This is a genomic window from Hymenobacter sp. CRA2 (genome assembly GCF_002007105.1).
GTDB lineage: Bacteria > Bacteroidota > Bacteroidia > Cytophagales > Hymenobacteraceae > Solirubrum.
Genome location: NZ_MVBC01000009.1, coordinates 172,138 through 189,382, shown reverse-complemented (window position 1 = coordinate 189,382; position 17,245 = coordinate 172,138). Strand labels below are relative to the sequence as shown.

Genomic DNA, 17,245 nt, shown 5'->3' with positions numbered 1-17,245 from the left:
TAGATCATGTTACAACCGAAAAGAACCAAATACCGGAAGATGCAGAAGGGCCGCGTAAACGGCCTGGCCTATCGTGGCAGCTCGCTGGACTTCGGTTCGTTTGGCATTAAGTCGCTGGAGGCCGCTTGGATCACCGCGCGTCAAATCGAAGCAGCCCGTATCGCCATGACCCGCGCTATGAAGCGTGAAGGTCAGGTTTGGATCCGCATCTTCCCGGACAAGCCCATCACCAAGAAGCCGGCTGAAGTACGTATGGGTAAGGGCAAAGGCTCGCCCGAGTACTGGGTAGCCATCGTGAAGCCTGGCACCATCCTGTTCGAATCGGACGGGGTTTCGCTGGAACTCGCACAGGAGTCGCTGCGTTTGGCCGCTCAGAAGTTGCCGGTCCGCACCAAGTTTGTCGTTCGTCGTGACTTCGTTGAGGCATAAGCAAAATGAAAAACGCTGAAATCCGCGCCCTTTCGATCGAGGATCTGAAAGAGCAAATCAACAAGGAACAGTCGGGCGCGCAAACCTTGCGTTTCGCTCACGCTATTTCCCCGCTCGAAAACCCGGTGCGCATCAAAACCGCCCGCCGCAACATCGCCCGCCTGCTCACCGAGCTGAAGCGTCGCGAGCAGGAGCAGCAATCGTAGTCCCCCGCTAGTAATGGAAAACAACGCAGAACAGCAGGGCACCGCTACGGTAGAGCGTAACCTGCGCAAAGAGCGTATCGGCCGCGTCACCAGCAGCAAGATGGATAAAACCATCACTGTAGTGGTCGAGAGCAAAATGAAGCACCCGATTTACGGCAAGTTCGTGTCGAAATCGACCAAGTTCGTCGCCCACGACGAGAACAACGAGTGTGGCGAAGGCGACACGGTGCGCATCATGGAAACCCGCCCGCTGAGCAAGCGCAAGCGGTGGCGTTTGGTAGAAATCGTAGAACGCGCCAAGTAAGATGATCCAGCAAGAATCCCGTCTGACGGTAGCCGACAACAGCGGCGCTAAAGAAGTACTCTGCATCCGCGTCCTCGGTGGCACGGGCAAGAAGTACGCTACGGTAGGCGACAAGATCGTCGTGGCAATCAAATCGGCCATCCCCTCGGGCAATGCCAAGAAGGGTGCCGTTTCGAAAGCCGTGGTAGTTCGCACGAAGAAGGAAGTACGCCGCAAAGACGGTTCGTACATCCGCTTCGACGACAACGCCGCCGTGCTGCTCAACAACAACGACGAGCCTCGCGGCACGCGTATCTTCGGCCCGGTGGCCCGCGAACTGCGCGAGAAGCAGTTCATGAAGATCGTTTCGCTGGCTCCTGAAGTTCTCTAACCGCAATGGCACTGAAAACCAAAGAAGCAAAGCCCGCGAAGCTGCACGTGAAAACCGGTGATACCGTCCAGGTAATCGCCGGTGACGAGCGCGGCAAGACTGGCGTCATCAAATCGGTGAACCGCCAGACCCAGCGCGTCATCATCGAAGGCCTGAACCTGGTAACGAAGCACTCGAAGCCGAGCGCCAAGAACCCCCAGGGCGGCATCTCGAAGATCGAGGCACCGATCCACGCCAGCAATGTCAAACTTGTTAGCACGGCTAACGCCTAACCAAGTATCCGACAATGGCTCGACTGAAAGAAATTTACGATAAGGAGATTCGCCAGCAGCTGCAGGAGAAATTCCAGTTCAAGAGCACCATGCAGGTGCCGCGCATTACCAAAATCTGCATCAACCGCGGTATTGGTAAGGCCGTAGCCGACAAGAAGCTCGTTGACAACGGCGTGGATGAGCTGACGACCATCACCGGTCAGAAAGCTGTTCCGACCATCGCCAAGCGTTCGGTTTCGAACTTCAAGCTGCGCGAGGGCATGCCGATTGGCGCCCGCGTAACGCTGCGTGGCACCCAGATGTACGAATTCCTTGACCGCCTGCTGACCATCGCGCTGCCCCGCGTACGCGACTTCAAAGGTATCAGCGACAAGGGCTTCGACGGCCGTGGTAACTACACGCTCGGCATCAAGGAGCAAATCATCTTCCCGGAAATCTCCATTGACAAGATCAAGGAGATTGGCGGTATGGATATCACCTTCGTGACGACGGCTGAAAACGACGAGCAGAGCTACGAGCTGCTGCGCGCCTTCGGGATGCCGTTTGCCAACGCTAAGAAAAACAGCTAATCATGGCTAAGGAATCAATCAAAGCAAGAGAGCGGAAGCGTGTGGCGATGGTTGCCCGTTACGCTGAGAAGCGCAAGGCTCTGAAAGAGGCTGGCGACTTCGAAGGTCTGGACAAGCTGCCCCGCAACGCTTCGCCCGTACGTCTGCACAACCGCTGCAAACTGACCGGCCGTCCGCGTGGCTACATGCGCAAGTTTGGTATCAGCCGCGTAACGTTCCGGGAAATGGCTTCGGCCGGCAAAATTCCCGGCGTAACGAAAGCTAGCTGGTAGTCCGCTACCGCAGCAACGCTAAGCAAAACTGCTCAGCTGAAACTCTCTTGGGAGTTTTGGCTGAGCGGTTTGCTTTTGTAGACTGCTGACAAATCGCGTTCCTAATGCTGTAGTAATGTATCTAGATGTGTCACGTACTTCTTTCGCTTTAAGCCTAGTGGTAACAGGGCTGATGAGCTATGGTTGCTCTTCTACCAATGGACCGGTTACTAGTAGCCAAGATGCGTCACTGGCTTCAGGTAAGGTAATAGGAAGGACTTGCTTAAACGGGCTTATTATCGAGGTCAGCAATAATCACCCTATTGGTCGTCCAGTACACGGCTATGTAGAACATCGCGAATACGCAAACTTTCGTGAGGGCGACAGTATCGTAGGCCGTAATGCAATTGCTGCTGTTAACGATACAAGCTTTGGGCTAAAGAAGGGTGCCCGGATCCTGTTCAAGTACCGGCCACTGGATAGCACTGAAATTATCAACCGAGTGTGCCCGGGCTGGCATGAGCCGCTACAGCTTCCTGTTTATAGCTTGTCCATTGTATCTGCTGAGCAGAGATGATGCTACACGTTTAGGATTGGCATAACAGTATACTAATTAACCAAAAGCGCCTATTGCTTTTGTGTTAAGCATTTACGTATCTTTGCACCCCATAATGCTCTAGGGCAGTGGGGGACGCCCCACACACCATTTGGCAGGTTGCCACAAGAAACCATTGGCTGCGGCGGAAACGCTGTGGATGTCAAGTAGTCTTAACCGAGGATTTCGCCGTCATAGGAAAACTATGGCTGCGAAATTTTCCTACCTTTGCGGTTCCCTTAACCACGGGGTGCCCTTCAAATCATCCAAATGAACACAGATCCGATTGCCGACTACCTGACCCGGGTGCGCAACGCCATCAAGGCTAACCACCGGGTAGTAGAAATTCCGGCTAACAAAATCAAAAAGGAAATCACGAAAGTACTCTACGAGAAAGGGTACATTCAGAGCTACCGTTTTGATGACTCGGCAGTACAAGGCACGATCAAAATCGCGCTGAAGTACCACCCCGTGACCAAGAAGCCCGCCATCCAGAAGCTGCAGCGGATCAGCACCCCGGGCCTGCGTACGTACGCCCACGTTGAAAACCTGCCGCGCGTGCTGAGCGGTCTGGGCATTGCCATCCTGTCGACCTCGAAAGGGGTAATGACGGAGAAGGAAGCTCGCACCCAGAACGTAGGCGGCGAGGTGCTGTGCTACGTGTACTAAGCTCAACGCAGCAGTAAACTCCCGACAATATGTCCCGCATTGGTAAACTCCCGATCAGCCTGCCCTCGGGCGTGCAGGTATCGGTTGATAACGACAACACCATCACGGTTAAGGGCCCCAAAGGGGAACTGAAAACCGCTGTCGACCGCGACATCACGGTACGCTCCGAAGACAACACCGTAGTCGTAGAACGTCCTACCGAGCAAAAGCGCCACAAGGCCATGCACGGCCTCTACCGTTCGCTGCTCAACAACATGGTAACCGGCGTCAGCACCGGCTACACGCACCAGCTGGAACTGGTGGGCGTAGGTTTCAAGGCTACTGCTACCGGCTCGACGCTGGAGCTGGCCCTGGGCTACTCGCACAACATCTTCCTGGCGCTGCCGAAAGAAGTAACCGCTACGGCCGTTACCGAAAAAGGTAAGAACCCGATCATCACCCTGACCAGCATCGACAAGGAACTCATCGGCCAGGTAGCCGCTAAGATCCGTTCGCTGCGCAAGGTTGAGCCTTACAAAGGCAAAGGTGTGCGCTTCGTTGGTGAGCAGATTCGTCGTAAGGCTGGTAAGACTGCCTCGAAATAACCGAGCATCATGGCTTTTAATAAAACTGAGAGAAGACTCCGGATCAAGCGCCACATCCGCACGAAAGTGTCGGGTACCGCTGAGCGCCCCCGCCTGTCGGTGTTCCGCAGCAACAAGGGCATCTACGCCCAGATCATCGACGACACCGCCGGCCGCACGCTGGTAGCTGCTTCGTCGAAGAACGTAACGGCTGGCGACTCGCCGGTAGCTACCGCTTCGGCAGTAGGCAAAGAGCTGGCCTCGCGTGCGACGGCCGCTGGTATCACGACGGTAGTATTCGACCGTTCGGGCTACCTCTACCACGGTCGTGTTAAATCATTGGCAGAAGGTGCCCGCGAAGGCGGCCTGAATTTCTAAGCTATGCGCGAGCAAAATAAACCCACGGCGAAGACCACGGAGTCGGACCTGAAGGAAAAAGTAGTTGCCATCAACCGCGTAGCGAAGGTGGTAAAAGGTGGTCGTCGCTTCAGCTTCTCGGCCATTGTAGTAGTAGGTGACGGCGCTGGCACCGTAGGCTACGGCCTGGGCAAAGCCAACGAAGTAACCGACGCCATTGCCAAAGCCATTGACGATGCCAAGAAGAACTTGGTGAAGGTGCCGCTGTACAAGCACACCGTTCCCCACGTGATGGAAGGCAAGTACTCGGGTGGCTTCGTGCTGGTGCAGCCGGCTGCTGCTGGTACCGGCGTAATTGCTGGTGGTGCCATGCGTGCCGTGTTCGAAAGCGCCGGCATCAAGGACGTACTGGCCAAGTCGAAAGGTTCATCTAACCCCCACAACGTGGTGAAGGCTACCTTCGACGCTCTGAACAAGATGCGCGACCCGATGCAGATTGCACAGCAGCGCGGCATCTCCCTCGCCAAAGTATTTAACGGCTAAGCGACGATGGCACGGATCCAAATCAAGCAAGTTCGTAGCGTTATTGACCGCCCCGAGCGTCAGAAGCGCACGATGCAGGCCCTGGGCCTGAACAAAATCGGCGCGGTGAAGGAAGTGGAAAACACTCCTGCCATTGCCGGCATGGTAGCCAAAGTTGGCCACCTGGTAGAAGTAACCGAACTGTAGACCTCAGCTCATCATGAATCTCAGCAATCTTAAGCCCGCTGAAGGCTCGGTACGCACCAACAAGCGTCTGGGTCGTGGTGAAGGCTCGACCCGCGGCGGTACGTCGACGCGCGGCCACAAAGGCCAGAAGTCGCGTTCGGGTTACTCCAAGAAAATCGGCTTTGAAGGTGGCCAGATGCCCCTGCAGCGCCGCGTGCCGAAGTTTGGCTTCAAAAACATCAATCGTGTGGAGTACAAGGGTATTAACCTGGACGTACTGCAAGCCCTGAACGAGAAATCGGCTACGGGTACGATGGATGTAGCCTACTTCATCCAGCACGGTCTGGTGTCGAAAAACGCCAAGATCAAAGTTCTCGGCCGTGGCGAACTGACCGCCGCTGTGGAAGTACACGCCCACGCTTTCTCGCAATCGGCTATCGAAGCCATTGAGAAGGCTGGTGGCAAAGCAGTGACCCTGTAGTCAAAGCACGCCGGCGATGAACAAGTTTATCACGACGATTAAGAACATTTTTGCGATTGAGGATCTGCGTACGCGGATTCTCAATACGCTTTTTTTCATCGCCATTTACCGGCTGGGTTCTTACGTCGTGCTGCCGGGTGTCGATCCGTCCCGTCTCGACGCTAAGTCGGGCGGGATTTTCGGCATCCTCGACACCCTAGTTGGCGGCGCGTTCAGCCACGCTTCCATTTTCGCGTTGGGCATCATGCCCTACATCTCGGCTTCCATCGTGCTGCAGCTGCTGACCATCGCAGTGCCGTACTTCCAGAAGCTGCAGAAAGAAGGGGAATCGGGGCGTAAGAAGATCAACCAGTACACCCGTCTGCTCACCATTCCTATCGTGATGGCGCAGTCGGTGGGCTTCATTGCTACGCTGAACCAAGATGCGCTAGTTAATCCCGGCGTATTCTTTACGGTTTCGACGATGATTATTCTCACGGCCGGCACGCTGTTTTGCATGTGGCTGGGCGAGAAAATTACCGATAAGGGCATCGGCAACGGTATTTCTATGATCATTATGATCGGTATCGTTTCCCGCTTCCCCGGTGCAATCATTCAAGAGGCTGCGGCGAAAGGCATGCGTGGTTCGTTGATTTTCCTCATCGAATTGGCAGTGCTGTTCTTCATCGTAATGGGCGTTATCATCCTCACGCAGGCAGTACGTCAGATTCCGGTGCAGTACGCTAAGCAAGTGGGCGGCGTAAGCCAGCTGAACGCTCAGCGCCAGTTCATCCCACTAAAGGTGAATGCAGCCGGCGTAATGCCGATCATTTTTGCCCAATCGCTGATGTTCGTGCCAGCCATTGCTGCCTCGGCATGGAAGGATAGCGAAACGGCTAATTACATCGGGCAAAAGTTTTCGGACTACACTTCGTGGCAGCACAACGTGGGGTTTGCAGTACTGATCATTCTGTTCACGTACTTCTATACCGCCATTAGTGTGAACCCGAAGCAAATTGCTGATGACCTGAAACGCAGCGGTGGCTTCGTGCCGGGCGTTAAGCCTGGTGATGCTACTTCCGAGTACATCGACCAAGTACTGACCCACATTACCTTGCCTGGAGCAGTGGCTTTGGCCCTGATTGCAATCTTTCCGGCCATTGCATTGTTATTTGGGGTCACTCGTCCGTTCTCAGCCTTCTATGGTGGCACATCGCTCATCATTATGGTGGGTGTGGTACTAGATACCATGAACCAGATTGAAAGCTATCTGCTCATGCGCCACTACGATGGGATGATGAAAACGGGCAAGCTGAAAGGACGGACGCAAAACATTGCGCTGGCCTCCTAAGCCATGATCCTGTACAAGAGCGAAGAAGAAATCGAATTGATCCGAGCCAGTGCTGATGTGCTGGCTCGTGCCCATGGGGAAGTAGCCGGCATGATCCGGGAAGGGATTGCCACGGCGGAGCTGGACAAGCGCGCCGAGGAATTCATCCGAGACCACGGCGGCGTTCCTTCTTTCAAGGGCTACAACGGGTTCAAATACAGCCTGTGCATTTCGCCCAATGAGGTGGTAGTGCACGGGTTTCCCGGTAACCATGTATTGAAAAGCGGCGATATCATTTCGGTAGACGCGGGCGTGAAGCTCAACGGCTACCACAGTGACAGCGCCTATACCTACCCAGTAGGGGAGGTGAAACCGGAAGTGTTAGCCTTGCTCGAAGCTACGAAGCAGTCCTTGTACGAGGGCATCGAGCAAGCCGTCGCTGGCAACCGTATGGGTGATGTCGGCTACGCCATCCAGAGCTACGTGGAAAAACGTGGATATTCGGTGGTTCGGGAACTTGTTGGGCACGGCCTTGGTAAGAGCCTGCACGAGAAGCCCGAGGTGCCAAACTACGGCAAGCGTGGCTCGGGCCTGAAACTGCAGAGCGGTTTAGTTATAGCCATCGAACCGATGGTGAACCTGGGCGGCAAAGCTGTAGTGCAGGAACAGGACGGCTGGACCATCCGGACCAAAGACCGCCAGCCCTCGGCGCATTTCGAGCACACCGTAGTGGTTCGTCAGAATAAAGCGGAGATACTAACCTCTTTCGCCCACATAGAAAAAGCGTTACAGCAGACCTCGCAGCCTTATGGCCAAACAGTCATCGATTGAGCAGGACGGAACCATCCTGGAAGCCTTGTCTAATGCCATGTTCCGAGTGGAACTGGAAAACGGGCACCAGCTGATTGCGCACATCTCCGGAAAGATGCGCATGCACTACATCAAGATTCTGCCCGGCGATAAGGTGAAGCTCGAAATGTCGCCCTACGATTTGTCGAAGGGGCGAATCGTTTACCGTTACAAATAACCCCCCGGACATGAAAGTCAAAGCCTCGGTGAAAAAGCGCAGCGCCGACTGCAAGGTGATCCGCCGTAAAGGGAAGCTTTACGTGATCAACAAGAAGAACCCCCGCTACAAGCAGCGTCAGGGCTAATCAACAAGCAATAGGAAGAACATGGCACGTATTGCAGGGGTAGACATCCCGGACAAGAAGCGCGGCGAAATCGCCCTCACCTACATCTTCGGCATCGGTCGTTCGTCGGCCGCCGCTATCCTCACGAAAGCAGGTGTTGACCTGAACAAAAAGGTTAGCGAGTGGACGGAAGCCGAGTCGGGTGAAATCCGTAGCATCATTGCTTCGGAATACAAGACGGAAGGTGTGCTGCGCTCGGAAGTTCAGCTCAACATCAAGCGTTTGATGGACATCGGTTGCTACCGTGGCCTCCGTCACCGCAAAGGGCTGCCGGTTCGGGGTCAGCGCACCAAGAACAACTCGCGTACCCGCAAAGGCAAACGGAAAACCGTTGCCGGCAAAAAGAAGGCTACGAAATAATCATAGCGGGAATCGGCGGCGGGCCTTCATGACTTTCCAACTGCCGCCAACACCTCTCGCCTTTTTTGCGATAACCAAATGGCACAAAAGAGAAAAGACAAAGCCAAGAAGCGCGTCGTCCAGGTTGAAGCAACCGGTCAGGTGCACATCAAGGCTTCGTTTAACAACATCATCATCTCGGTTACGAATAACAACGGCCAGGTGATTTCGTGGGCTTCGGCCGGCAAAATGGGTTTCCGTGGTTCGAAGAAGAACACGCCCTACGCCGCCCAAACCGCTGCCCAAGACTGCGGCAAAGTAGCCTACGACCTGGGCATGCGCAAGTGCGAAGTGTTCGTGAAAGGTCCGGGTGCTGGCCGCGAGTCGGCTATCCGTGCATTCCAGAACATGGGTATTGAGGTGCAGACCATCCGCGACGTGACTCCGCTGCCGCACAACGGCTGCCGTCCCCCCAAACGTCGCCGCGTCTGAGTAACGGCAGACGCGTGGCCGCTACCGCCCCGTGAGGGAGCTAGGGTGGCCAGGCAGTTTTCTTTTCTTCCCAGAAAAATCACCTCTCTAGAATGGCACGTTATACCGGCCCCAAAACCAAGATTGCCCGTCGCTTCGGGGAAGCCATTTTCGGCCCGAGCAAGGCACTCACCAAGAAAGCATATCCTCCGGGCCAGCACGGCCGTGGCCGCCGCAAGAAGCAGTCGGAATACGCCGTGCAGCTGATGGAGAAGCAGAAAGTAAAGTACCTCTACGGGGTACTGGAAAAGCAGTTCGCTAACCTCTTCGACAAAGCCGCTCGTGTACCCGGTATCACCGGCGAAAACCTGCTGGCTTTCCTGGAGACGCGTCTGGACAACGTGGTGTACCGTCTGGGCATCGCCCCGACGCGCCGCGCTGCCCGTCAGCTTGTGTCGCACCAGCACATCACCGTGAACGGCGAGGTGGTTAACATCCCCTCGTACCACGTAAAGCCCGGCACCATCGTAGCCGTGCGCGAAAAGTCGAAGTCGCTGGAAGTAATCACGAACAGCCTGTCGGTGCGCAACGCCCGTCAGTTTGGCTGGCTCGAGTGGGACGCCAAAGAGCTGACCGGTAAGGTTATCTCGACGCCCCAGCGCGACCAGATCCCCGAGAAAATCGAGGAGCAGCTGATCGTCGAACTGTATTCGAAGTAAGCCTGAGCTGCAGAGCCGGCCGCTGCCTGGGAAGCCCCATTGGCAGCGGCCGGCTCCTGCATTGGCTTGACTTCTTCCTTCAACATCCCTTACATCCGCATCTATGTCAATTCTCGCTTTTCAAATGCCGGAGAAGGTCGTGATGGAGAAATCCGACGACTTCTACGGAACGTTTGAGTTTAAACCGCTGGAGAAGGGTTACGGCGTGACGATCGGCAACGCGCTGCGGCGCATCCTGCTGTCGTCGCTCGAGGGGTACGCAATTACCTCGGTCCGCACGAGCAACGTGCTGCACGAGTTCCAGACCATCGAAGGCGTTATCGAGGACATGTCGGAAATCATCCTGAACCTGAAGCAAGTTCGGTTCAAGAAGATCAACGATGTCATCGAAGACAAAATCACGGTGCGCATCAGCGGCCAGGATTCCTTCACCGCTGGTGACATCAACAAGTTCACCAACGGCTTCCAGGTGCTGAACCCGGAGCTGGTGATTTGCAACATCGACACGAACACCTCACTGGAGTTCGAGTTTACGGTTCAGAAGGGCCGTGGCTACGTACCCGCCGAGGAAAACAAGCCGGCTGATCAAGTTTTTGGTCAGATTGCCATCGACGCCATCTTCACGCCCATCAAGAACGTGAAGTACAGCATCGAAAACACCCGCGTGGAGCAGAAGACCGACTACGAGCGGTTGTTGCTGGAAATCCACACGGACGGCTCGATTCACCCCGAGGACGCGCTGAAAGGCGCTGCCAACATCCTGATTCAACACTTCATGTTGTTCTCGGACAACACGATGACCTTCGAAACGGCCAAGGCCGAAGAGGAGACCAGCGTGGATGAAGAGACGCTGCACATGCGCAAGGTCCTCAAGACCCCGCTGCAGGACATGGACCTGTCGGTTCGCGCGTACAACTGCCTCAAGGCTGCCGATATCAAGACCCTCGGCGACCTGGTGCAATTGGACTTGGCCGACATGATGAAGTTCCGCAACTTCGGTAAGAAGTCGCTGACCGAGCTGGAGAACCTTGTCGAAGAGAAGGGCCTGCACTTCGGTATGGACGTGGCTAAGTTCCGTCTGGAAGAAGACTAGTATCTTTGGGGATGAATGAGTTGACACCCTCGGCTCATTCATCCTTTTTACTTTTTCACACTTCTCGGTGTGCCCTACGGGGCGACGGTTCTAATGAGGCTTCGGTCCGCCGTGGTCGTCGTCCGCAAGCATACCACTAACTTTTCTTGACCAATGCGTCACGGTAAAAAAGACAACCACCTGGGCCGGACTACTGCCCACCGCAGCGCCATGCTGTCGAACTTGGCCATCTCGCTGATCCTGCACAAGCGCATCACGACGACGACGGCTAAGGCGAAGGAACTGCGTAAGTACGTAGAGCCGATTCTGACCCGCTCGAAGGACGACACGACGCACTCGCGCCGCATCGTATTTGCTGAACTGCAGAACAAAGAAGCCATCAAGGAGCTGTACGGCGAAGTAGCTGGCAAAATTGCCGGCCGTCCGGGCGGTTACACCCGCATCATCAAGCTGAGCGCCGGCCGTGCCGGTGACAACGCTGATATGTGCGTAATCGAGCTGGTGGACTACAACGAAGCTCTGCTGGCTGCTAAGTCGGCTGGCGAAGCCAAGGCTACGACCCGCCGTTCGCGTCGTGGTGGTGCTAAGAAGGAAGGTGCTGCTACCACGGTCGCTCCCGCTGCTTCGACCACGCAGGTAGAAACGTCGGCTCCGGCTGACACGGCTACCGACACGCTGAAGGAAGGCGAAACCCGCGAGGAGAACACCGAGGAATCGGCTTCGTAATTGCGGCGCTTCGGCGCTTAGAGTTGAAAGGGACGGCTCCTCACGGGCCGTCCCTTTTTGTTGTGACTCTTGCGCTTCGTCTGAGAGGCCTCGGTTGCGCTCGGCATAAGAGTTTTTTCACCGCTCTGGACTGACGCAAACGGTTGATTTGAAATGCTGCGTAGGCTAATCCCCGGCACTTGTGTTTCTTTGCCGTTGGGCCCGTGTGGGACGGGCCTTGCTGACTGATTCCCCATGGGCTGGTCAGGCCCGATTCACTTTTCATTCTCCGATTATGAGCATCATCGCCGCCATCAACGCCCGGCAAATTTTTGACTCGCGCGGTAACCCGACCGTGGAAGTAGATGTGACCACCGACAGCGGCGTGGTAGGCCGCGCCGCGGTGCCCTCAGGCGCTTCGACTGGTAAGCACGAAGCGGTGGAACTGCGCGACGACGACAAGTCCAAGTACATGGGCAAGGGCGTGCTGACGGCCGTCGACAACGTGAACAGCAAGATTGCCGAGGAACTGGTAGGCTTCTCCGTGTTTGAGCAGGCTCTGTTGGACCGCATCATGCTGGAGCTGGATGGGACGCCGAACAAGGCTAACCTGGGCGCCAACGCCATTCTGGGCGTTTCGCTGGCCGCCGCTCGCGCCGCCGCGCAGGAAGCCGGGATGCCGCTGTACCGCTACGTGGGCGGTGTGGGCGCCAACACGCTGCCGGTGCCGATGATGAACATCCTGAACGGCGGCTCGCACGCCGATAATTCGATTGATTTCCAGGAGTTCATGATTATGCCGGTGGGCGCTAAGTCGTTCACGGAAGCCATGCGCTGGGGCTCAGAAATCTTCCACCACCTGAAATCGGTGCTGAAGAAGAAGGGCCTTAGCACGAACGTGGGCGACGAAGGCGGTTTCGCCCCGAACATTGAATCGAACGAAGCCGCTATCGAAGTAGTGCTGCAGGCCATCGAGGCCGCGGGCTACAAGCCGGGCGACGACGTGATGATTGCGCTGGATGCTGCCGCTTCGGAGTTCTACTCCGATGGTTACTACCACTTCAAGAAGAGCACCGGCGATAAGCTGACCTCTTCGGAAATGGCGAACTACTGGGCCGAGTGGACCCGCAAGTACCCCATCATCAGCATCGAGGACGGCCTGGACGAGGACGACTGGAGCGGCTGGAAGCAGCTGACCGACGCCGTGGGCGACAAGGTGCAGCTGGTGGGCGACGACCTGTTCGTGACCAACGTGAAGCGCCTGCAGCAGGGCATCGACCAGGGCGTGGCCAACGCCATCCTGATTAAGGTGAACCAGATCGGTTCACTGTCGGAAACTATCGATGCCGTGAACCTGGGCCGCCGCTTCAAGTACAAGAGCATCATGTCGCACCGCTCGGGCGAAACGGAGGACAGCACCATCGCCGACCTGGCCGTGGCCCTGAATACCGGCCAGATCAAGACCGGCTCGATGTCGCGCTCGGACCGGATGGCCAAGTACAACCAGCTGCTCCGCATCGAGGAGGAACTGGGTGAAGTGGCTTACTTCCCCGGCCGTAACATGTAAGCTGGGCGTACCTAGCAAGGCAAAGCCGGCTCGTCGCAAGATGGGCCGGCTTTGTTGTGCTTACAGAGGTTTATCCCCAACTTTACCAAGCTATTACTACTCCAAAACCCATCACCGCATGAATAGATTGTTTACTTCACAAGTCAGCCGAGTGCTCTTGCTGCTTCTATTCAGCTGGCTGGGACTATCGGCGCGGACCCAGGCGCAGCCGGATCTAGTAGTAACGACGCCTATTTCTTGCCCAAGCACCGTGTACGCCGGTGCCAACTACCAACTCTCTGCGACCATTCGCACACTGGGTACCGCCGCGCAGTTTGCCTTTATCGGTGCTTATCTGTCGGCGGACAATACCTGGGATGGGACTGACGTGTACCTGAATTCGGTAGGGACCAATTTGTTCGGCTCGACAACTTCTGCGACGCTGACTATCAACGTCACCATCCCGGCCGCGACGCGAGCAGGCAATTACCACGTGGTATTTGTGGCTGATCCGCTGGATATGGAGCGGGAAAGCAACGAGCAAAACAACGTACTGACGACGCCTGTCACCGTAGCGGTAGGCGGGGCACCTCAATTGCCGGATCTGGCGTTGTGGCGGCCCTCCATTTCGTTTAACGCTCTGCCGGCGGGCGGCAGCCTGGGGGCATTTACCTTCATCAGCAACTACGGGGTGGGCAGTAGCCCCAACGTGGAACTGGGCTATTACCTGTCGGCGGATACCGTGCTGGCTCCTGGCGACGTGGTACTGGGCACTTCCGCCACGGGAGCGTTGGCCGGCAATAGCTCAGGGGGCAGCACCGGCACTATCACCTCCAACCCCGTGCTGACGGTGCCGGCCAGCACGCGGCCCGGCAGGTACTATATCCTGATTGTGGCAGACCACCTGAACCGGATTGCTGAGTCGAATGAGAACAACAACAGCCGGGCACTGGCCATTACCGTTACTGGCGGCGTCACGGCGGCGCGCGGGGCGCAGAAGCCGTTTGCGGCACAGGTTTACCCTAATCCAGTGGTAGGCGGCCAGCCTCTGCATATAGAACTGGAAGAGGTGTTGCAGGCAAAACCGGTGACGGTGGTGCTGCGCAACACGCTAGGCCAGGAAGTGCTGCGGCGGCAAGTCCAGCCGCTGGTCGGCAGCGCAAGCCAGCTGAATGTAGATGGCATGGCGCCCGGACAATACCTGCTGGAAGTATTTGCCGGCGACCAGCTACAAGGGCGGCAGCGGCTGCTGGTGCAATAAGGCGGCAAAAGCCCGTACTTTGCAGTAACCAGCCGTTTGCCCATGCAGCTCGCCAACTTGTTCAACCGCGTTCCGCGCTTTTTGCGCAGCTTCTACTTCCTCACCGGGCTGACTTTTCTGATATGGATGCTGCTGTTCGACGCCAACGACCTGCTGAAGCAGTACGAGATGTTCGATAAGTACCGGGAACTGCAGGAGCAGAAGGAATACTATACCGGCAAGATCGAGGAAGTGAAACAGGACCGGGCGGAGCTGCTGAGCAGCCCCGAGATGCTGGAGAAGTTTGCCCGCGAGAAGTACGTGATGAAGCGCCCGGGTGAGGATGTGTTTCTGCTGGTACCAGCAGAAGAAGAATAAGGCGGCCGGCCGGGGCAAACCGGCAGCGTAACCTGAAGCGCCAAGCATCAAACTGCTACTCTGGCGTGGAATGTGCGTTAGACGAGCACATGTATTTTCCCGCTGCGCCGAGCAAGGCGTTTTTCAGAAAGCTTGGCCTGCTGGCCGGGCTGTGGTTGCTGGGCACCGCTGCCTGGGCTACGCCGCCCAAACAGGGCTTTATTGCCCGAAGCTTTTTACTGGCTATTCTGCAAGGCCGATACGCGCAAGCCTACGCGCTGCTGGCGCCCGAAGTGCAGACCGTTACTACGCCGCGGCAGTTTCGGGCGGCCGCGCAGCCGATCTATCAGCAGGGCCAGCAAGCCGGTGTGGGCATTGAGCTGTACCGGCTGGGCCTGCGCCTAGGCGAAAACGAGGATAGCCGCTGGTTTTACGCCTTCACCTTCAAAAGCGATTCGGCCAAGGCCGCGCCGGTGCAGCTGGACGTGACTTTCCGCGACTCGGCGGCTACCAAGGTGCTGGAGTTCCGGCTGGTACCCGGTAAAGTGCGCTGAAAGGCTTAGGCCGGCAAAGAAATCTTCCCCAGGTGTACCGCCGGCACCCGTTGGCGCCCCGCACCGATGGCCACGGCCGAACCGGCCAGGGCTTCGTTGGCCAGCACGGCAAAAAGCACTGCCTCCTTGGCATCGGGGTGCACACCAAGGCTTTGCGTGGTGCTGAAGCGGCAGGCCGGCAGACGCTGCCGGATAGCGGCCATCAGCACCGGATTGTGCATGCCGCCACCGCTGGCGTACACGGTGGCCGCTGGTGTCGGGCCGAAGGCCTGCTGGGCCGCACGGACAATACCTTCGGCACTTAATTTGGTGAGGGTGGCCAGCAGCTCGGCCGGTGACGCCGCCAAGGTGCCGCTGCGCTGCTGGGCCGCGCGCACGTAGGCGGGGCTGAAAAGCTCGGGGCCGGTGGTTTTGGGTAGCGAAGCCGCGAAGAAAGGATGATCGAGCAGGGCAGCCAGCAGGGGCTGGTTGGGCGTGCCAGCGGCGGCAAACCGGCCGTCGGGGTCGTAGCTGTGGCCGGGGTAGTACTCGCGCACGAAGGCATCGAGCAGCGTGTTGCCCGGGCCGACATCGGTGCTGAAAACCTGGCTGGCATCGAGGGAGGCGGGCAGGTAGGTGAAGTTGGCAATGCCGCCCAGATTGAGCAGCAGCCGGTCTTCCTGCGGATCGGAAAAGAGCAGGTAGTCGCCGTACACGGCCAGCGGGGCACCTTCGCCGCCGGCGGCTACGTGCTTCTGGCGAAAGTCGCTAAGGGTGACGATGCCGGTGCGCACGGCCACGTGGTCCCCGTCGCCGATTTGCAGCGTGGCGTTGAGCGGGTATTCGGCGCGCTGGTGCTGGTGCTGCGGCGCGTGGTATACCGTTTGGCCGTGACTAGCTACTAGGTCGACGGCGGTTGCCGTGAGGCCCCACTGTTGCAGGCAATCGAGCACCAGCTGGCCGTGCAGCGTGCCCAACCAGGCGTTGAGCAAGGTCAATTCCTCCAGCGACACCTCAGCCTGGGCAAACACGCGCCGCACCCGCGTGCGCACCTCGTCGGGGTAGGGCATGGTGCAAAACTGCTCCAGCGTCAGGCGCGTGGCCGGCCCGCTGCCTTCGAGGTGGCACAGAGCCACGTCGAGGCCATCGAGGGATGTGCCGGACATCAGGCCGATGATGCGGCGGCTGGGCTGCTGGGCCAGCTGGTAGAGGTGGGCGAGGTGAGCATTCATCAGCGGCTAAGGTAGCGCCGCCGCGGCCGCCCGGCTTATATTTAGCATCCGTCAATGCCGTTGCCATGCCTCCGAAAGTCCTCCTCGCTGACCTGCCCCACGTAACGGCCGCCGACCGCCAGCAGTGGCGGCAATGGCTGGAAGAAAACCACGCCACAGCCGCGGGCGCGTGGTTGGTGTACCACAAAAAGAGCAGCGGGCAGCCCAGCATCAGTTGGGCCGAGGCCGTGCAGGAAGCGCTGTGCTTCGGCTGGGTTGATTCCAAGGCCAACACCATCGACGAGCACCGCTACAAGCAGGTATTCACCCCGCGCAAGCCACGCAGCGTGTGGTCTAAGATCAACAAGCAGCATATTGAAAGGCTGAGCGCCGCGGGGCTTATGCAGCCGGCTGGGCTGCACGCCATCGAGGTGGCCAAGCAAAACGGCAGCTGGACGGCCATCGACGCTTCCGAAAACCTGGAGGTGCCCGCTGATCTGGTTGAGGCGCTGGCAACCAATGAAGCCGCCCGCGGCAATTTTGAGGACTTCAGCACTAGCAACCGCAAGATGTTGCTGCAGTGGCTGCTCAGCGCCAAGCGCCCCGACACGCGGGCGCGCCGCGTCGCTGATATCGTGCAGATGGCCGCGGCCAACCAAACGCTACTGCAGGCGCAAGCCAGCCGACGCCAACAGGCCTCGTAAAGCAGCACGGCGCCGCAACCGGAAGCTGCGGCGCCGTGCGCATAGTTGCCA

27 protein-coding genes and 1 pseudogene are annotated in these 17,245 nt (G+C 57.6%); 27 read left to right on the top strand and 1 reads right to left on the bottom strand.

Features of this window, described 5'->3' with window-relative positions:
- Positions 1-6: 6 nt before the first annotated feature.
- The 26 genes and pseudogenes from rplP (at position 7) to B0919_RS15370 (ending at position 15,300) form a co-directional block, all read left to right on the top strand.
- Positions 7-429 carry a 50S ribosomal protein L16 gene (gene rplP, locus B0919_RS15495; RefSeq protein ID WP_078013190.1) on the top strand — a complete coding sequence of 141 codons (423 nt, stop codon included), beginning with the start codon at positions 7-9 and terminating at the stop codon, positions 427-429.
- Between the two features lie 5 nt (positions 430-434).
- Positions 435-635, top strand: a complete 201-nt coding sequence (gene rpmC / locus B0919_RS15490; RefSeq protein WP_078013189.1) for a 50S ribosomal protein L29 — start codon at positions 435-437, stop codon at positions 633-635.
- 13 nt (positions 636-648) lie between these two features.
- Positions 649-939: a 30S ribosomal protein S17 gene (gene rpsQ / locus B0919_RS15485; protein WP_078013188.1), complete on the top strand. Its 291-nt coding sequence runs from the start codon at positions 649-651 to the stop codon at positions 937-939.
- Position 940: 1 nt separating this feature from the next.
- Positions 941-1,309, top strand: a complete 369-nt coding sequence (rplN, locus tag B0919_RS15480; protein ID WP_059072177.1) for a 50S ribosomal protein L14 — start codon at positions 941-943, stop codon at positions 1,307-1,309.
- 5 nt (positions 1,310-1,314) lie between these two features.
- Positions 1,315-1,563, top strand: a pseudogene (rplX, locus tag B0919_RS15475) (50S ribosomal protein L24); the annotation flags it as partial.
- Positions 1,564-1,595: 32 nt separating this feature from the next.
- Entirely contained in the window at positions 1,596-2,150 is a 555-nt protein-coding gene (gene rplE, locus B0919_RS15470; RefSeq protein WP_078013186.1) for a 50S ribosomal protein L5, read from the top strand.
- Positions 2,151-2,152: 2 nt separating this feature from the next.
- On the top strand, positions 2,153-2,422 hold the full coding sequence (gene rpsN, locus B0919_RS15465; RefSeq protein WP_078013185.1) for a 30S ribosomal protein S14: 270 nt from the start codon (positions 2,153-2,155) through the stop codon (positions 2,420-2,422).
- Positions 2,423-3,266: 844 nt separating this feature from the next.
- Positions 3,267-3,665 carry a 30S ribosomal protein S8 gene (gene rpsH / locus B0919_RS15460; protein ID WP_059072181.1) on the top strand — a complete coding sequence of 133 codons (399 nt, stop codon included), beginning with the start codon at positions 3,267-3,269 and terminating at the stop codon, positions 3,663-3,665.
- A 29-nt stretch (positions 3,666-3,694) separates the two neighbouring features.
- Positions 3,695-4,249, top strand: a complete 555-nt coding sequence (gene rplF, locus B0919_RS15455) for a 50S ribosomal protein L6 (protein ID WP_078013184.1) — start codon at positions 3,695-3,697, stop codon at positions 4,247-4,249.
- Between the two features lie 9 nt (positions 4,250-4,258).
- Complete coding sequence (gene rplR, locus B0919_RS15450; RefSeq protein WP_078013183.1) at positions 4,259-4,606, top strand: 50S ribosomal protein L18; 348 nt, start codon at positions 4,259-4,261, stop codon at positions 4,604-4,606.
- A gap of 3 nt (positions 4,607-4,609) precedes the next feature.
- Positions 4,610-5,128 (top strand): 30S ribosomal protein S5, encoded by a 519-nt coding sequence (rpsE, locus tag B0919_RS15445; RefSeq protein WP_078013182.1) that lies wholly within the window; start codon positions 4,610-4,612, stop codon positions 5,126-5,128.
- 6 nt (positions 5,129-5,134) lie between these two features.
- Complete coding sequence (rpmD, locus tag B0919_RS15440) at positions 5,135-5,314, top strand: 50S ribosomal protein L30 (RefSeq protein ID WP_078013181.1); 180 nt, start codon at positions 5,135-5,137, stop codon at positions 5,312-5,314.
- A gap of 13 nt (positions 5,315-5,327) precedes the next feature.
- Entirely contained in the window at positions 5,328-5,774 is a 447-nt protein-coding gene (rplO, locus tag B0919_RS15435; protein WP_078013180.1) for a 50S ribosomal protein L15, read from the top strand.
- A gap of 16 nt (positions 5,775-5,790) precedes the next feature.
- Positions 5,791-7,104 (top strand): preprotein translocase subunit SecY, encoded by a 1,314-nt coding sequence (secY, locus tag B0919_RS15430; RefSeq protein ID WP_078013179.1) that lies wholly within the window; start codon positions 5,791-5,793, stop codon positions 7,102-7,104.
- A gap of 3 nt (positions 7,105-7,107) precedes the next feature.
- Entirely contained in the window at positions 7,108-7,914 is an 807-nt protein-coding gene (map, locus tag B0919_RS15425; protein WP_078013178.1) for a type I methionyl aminopeptidase, read from the top strand.
- Positions 7,892-8,110, top strand: a complete 219-nt coding sequence (gene infA, locus B0919_RS15420; protein ID WP_078013177.1) for a translation initiation factor IF-1 — start codon at positions 7,892-7,894, stop codon at positions 8,108-8,110. The genes map and infA overlap by 23 nt, the downstream gene beginning before the upstream one ends.
- Before the next feature lie 10 nt (positions 8,111-8,120).
- Positions 8,121-8,237: a type B 50S ribosomal protein L36 gene (ykgO, locus tag B0919_RS15415; RefSeq protein WP_034256541.1), complete on the top strand. Its 117-nt coding sequence runs from the start codon at positions 8,121-8,123 to the stop codon at positions 8,235-8,237.
- Positions 8,238-8,258: 21 nt separating this feature from the next.
- Positions 8,259-8,636: a 30S ribosomal protein S13 gene (gene rpsM, locus B0919_RS15410; protein ID WP_059072190.1), complete on the top strand. Its 378-nt coding sequence runs from the start codon at positions 8,259-8,261 to the stop codon at positions 8,634-8,636.
- A 78-nt stretch (positions 8,637-8,714) separates the two neighbouring features.
- Positions 8,715-9,107 carry a 30S ribosomal protein S11 gene (gene rpsK / locus B0919_RS15405; protein ID WP_078013176.1) on the top strand — a complete coding sequence of 131 codons (393 nt, stop codon included), beginning with the start codon at positions 8,715-8,717 and terminating at the stop codon, positions 9,105-9,107.
- 92 nt (positions 9,108-9,199) lie between these two features.
- The gene (rpsD, locus tag B0919_RS15400; protein WP_078013175.1) at positions 9,200-9,805 is read left to right on the top strand and encodes a 30S ribosomal protein S4; all 606 of its coding nucleotides are present in this window, start codon (positions 9,200-9,202) and stop codon (positions 9,803-9,805) included.
- A gap of 103 nt (positions 9,806-9,908) precedes the next feature.
- Positions 9,909-10,898, top strand: coding sequence for a DNA-directed RNA polymerase subunit alpha (locus B0919_RS15395; RefSeq protein WP_078013174.1), 990 nt, complete (start codon positions 9,909-9,911; stop codon positions 10,896-10,898).
- Between the two features lie 153 nt (positions 10,899-11,051).
- Entirely contained in the window at positions 11,052-11,624 is a 573-nt protein-coding gene (gene rplQ / locus B0919_RS15390; RefSeq protein ID WP_078013173.1) for a 50S ribosomal protein L17, read from the top strand.
- A gap of 274 nt (positions 11,625-11,898) precedes the next feature.
- Positions 11,899-13,170 carry a phosphopyruvate hydratase gene (gene eno / locus B0919_RS15385; RefSeq protein ID WP_078013172.1) on the top strand — a complete coding sequence of 424 codons (1,272 nt, stop codon included), beginning with the start codon at positions 11,899-11,901 and terminating at the stop codon, positions 13,168-13,170.
- Between the two features lie 118 nt (positions 13,171-13,288).
- Positions 13,289-14,410, top strand: coding sequence for a CARDB domain-containing protein (locus B0919_RS15380; RefSeq protein ID WP_217701037.1), 1,122 nt, complete (start codon positions 13,289-13,291; stop codon positions 14,408-14,410).
- 42 nt (positions 14,411-14,452) lie between these two features.
- Positions 14,453-14,767, top strand: a complete 315-nt coding sequence (locus tag B0919_RS15375) for an FtsB family cell division protein (RefSeq protein ID WP_078013170.1) — start codon at positions 14,453-14,455, stop codon at positions 14,765-14,767.
- Positions 14,768-14,856: 89 nt separating this feature from the next.
- Complete coding sequence (locus B0919_RS15370) at positions 14,857-15,300, top strand: hypothetical protein (protein WP_078013169.1); 444 nt, start codon at positions 14,857-14,859, stop codon at positions 15,298-15,300.
- A 5-nt stretch (positions 15,301-15,305) separates the two neighbouring features.
- Here the strand turns inward: B0919_RS15370 and B0919_RS15365 are convergent, their stop codons facing one another.
- Positions 15,306-16,511 (bottom strand): anhydro-N-acetylmuramic acid kinase, encoded by a 1,206-nt coding sequence (locus B0919_RS15365; protein WP_078013168.1) that lies wholly within the window; start codon positions 16,509-16,511, stop codon positions 15,306-15,308.
- 65 nt (positions 16,512-16,576) lie between these two features.
- On the opposite strand from B0919_RS15365, the gene B0919_RS15360 reads away from it, so the two are divergent.
- Complete coding sequence (locus B0919_RS15360; RefSeq protein ID WP_078013167.1) at positions 16,577-17,194, top strand: YdeI/OmpD-associated family protein; 618 nt, start codon at positions 16,577-16,579, stop codon at positions 17,192-17,194.
- The last annotated feature ends 51 nt before the right edge of the window (positions 17,195-17,245 follow it).

What these genes read in the sequence shown, in the direction of transcription:
- rplP (WP_078013190.1), top strand. Translation starts at nt 7, where the DNA reads ATGTTACAACCGAAAAGAACCAAATACCGGAAGATGCAGAAGGGCCGC.
- rpmC (WP_078013189.1), top strand. Translation starts at nt 435, where the DNA reads ATGAAAAACGCTGAAATCCGCGCCCTTTCGATCGAGGATCTGAAAGAG.
- rpsQ (WP_078013188.1), top strand. Translation starts at nt 649, where the DNA reads ATGGAAAACAACGCAGAACAGCAGGGCACCGCTACGGTAGAGCGTAAC.
- rplN (WP_059072177.1), top strand. Translation starts at nt 941, where the DNA reads ATGATCCAGCAAGAATCCCGTCTGACGGTAGCCGACAACAGCGGCGCT.
- rplE (WP_078013186.1), top strand. Translation starts at nt 1,596, where the DNA reads ATGGCTCGACTGAAAGAAATTTACGATAAGGAGATTCGCCAGCAGCTG.
- rpsN (WP_078013185.1), top strand. Translation starts at nt 2,153, where the DNA reads ATGGCTAAGGAATCAATCAAAGCAAGAGAGCGGAAGCGTGTGGCGATG.
- rpsH (WP_059072181.1), top strand. Translation starts at nt 3,267, where the DNA reads ATGAACACAGATCCGATTGCCGACTACCTGACCCGGGTGCGCAACGCC.
- rplF (WP_078013184.1), top strand. Translation starts at nt 3,695, where the DNA reads ATGTCCCGCATTGGTAAACTCCCGATCAGCCTGCCCTCGGGCGTGCAG.
- rplR (WP_078013183.1), top strand. Translation starts at nt 4,259, where the DNA reads ATGGCTTTTAATAAAACTGAGAGAAGACTCCGGATCAAGCGCCACATC.
- rpsE (WP_078013182.1), top strand. Translation starts at nt 4,610, where the DNA reads ATGCGCGAGCAAAATAAACCCACGGCGAAGACCACGGAGTCGGACCTG.
- rpmD (WP_078013181.1), top strand. Translation starts at nt 5,135, where the DNA reads ATGGCACGGATCCAAATCAAGCAAGTTCGTAGCGTTATTGACCGCCCC.
- rplO (WP_078013180.1), top strand. Translation starts at nt 5,328, where the DNA reads ATGAATCTCAGCAATCTTAAGCCCGCTGAAGGCTCGGTACGCACCAAC.
- secY (WP_078013179.1), top strand. Translation starts at nt 5,791, where the DNA reads ATGAACAAGTTTATCACGACGATTAAGAACATTTTTGCGATTGAGGAT.
- map (WP_078013178.1), top strand. Translation starts at nt 7,108, where the DNA reads ATGATCCTGTACAAGAGCGAAGAAGAAATCGAATTGATCCGAGCCAGT.
- infA (WP_078013177.1), top strand. Translation starts at nt 7,892, where the DNA reads ATGGCCAAACAGTCATCGATTGAGCAGGACGGAACCATCCTGGAAGCC.
- ykgO (WP_034256541.1), top strand. Translation starts at nt 8,121, where the DNA reads ATGAAAGTCAAAGCCTCGGTGAAAAAGCGCAGCGCCGACTGCAAGGTG.
- rpsM (WP_059072190.1), top strand. Translation starts at nt 8,259, where the DNA reads ATGGCACGTATTGCAGGGGTAGACATCCCGGACAAGAAGCGCGGCGAA.
- rpsK (WP_078013176.1), top strand. Translation starts at nt 8,715, where the DNA reads ATGGCACAAAAGAGAAAAGACAAAGCCAAGAAGCGCGTCGTCCAGGTT.
- rpsD (WP_078013175.1), top strand. Translation starts at nt 9,200, where the DNA reads ATGGCACGTTATACCGGCCCCAAAACCAAGATTGCCCGTCGCTTCGGG.
- B0919_RS15395 (WP_078013174.1), top strand. Translation starts at nt 9,909, where the DNA reads ATGTCAATTCTCGCTTTTCAAATGCCGGAGAAGGTCGTGATGGAGAAA.
- rplQ (WP_078013173.1), top strand. Translation starts at nt 11,052, where the DNA reads ATGCGTCACGGTAAAAAAGACAACCACCTGGGCCGGACTACTGCCCAC.
- eno (WP_078013172.1), top strand. Translation starts at nt 11,899, where the DNA reads ATGAGCATCATCGCCGCCATCAACGCCCGGCAAATTTTTGACTCGCGC.
- B0919_RS15380 (WP_217701037.1), top strand. Translation starts at nt 13,289, where the DNA reads ATGAATAGATTGTTTACTTCACAAGTCAGCCGAGTGCTCTTGCTGCTT.
- B0919_RS15375 (WP_078013170.1), top strand. Translation starts at nt 14,453, where the DNA reads ATGCAGCTCGCCAACTTGTTCAACCGCGTTCCGCGCTTTTTGCGCAGC.
- B0919_RS15370 (WP_078013169.1), top strand. Translation starts at nt 14,857, where the DNA reads ATGTATTTTCCCGCTGCGCCGAGCAAGGCGTTTTTCAGAAAGCTTGGC.
- B0919_RS15365 (WP_078013168.1), bottom strand. Translation starts at nt 16,511, where the DNA reads ATGAATGCTCACCTCGCCCACCTCTACCAGCTGGCCCAGCAGCCCAGC.
- B0919_RS15360 (WP_078013167.1), top strand. Translation starts at nt 16,577, where the DNA reads ATGCCTCCGAAAGTCCTCCTCGCTGACCTGCCCCACGTAACGGCCGCC.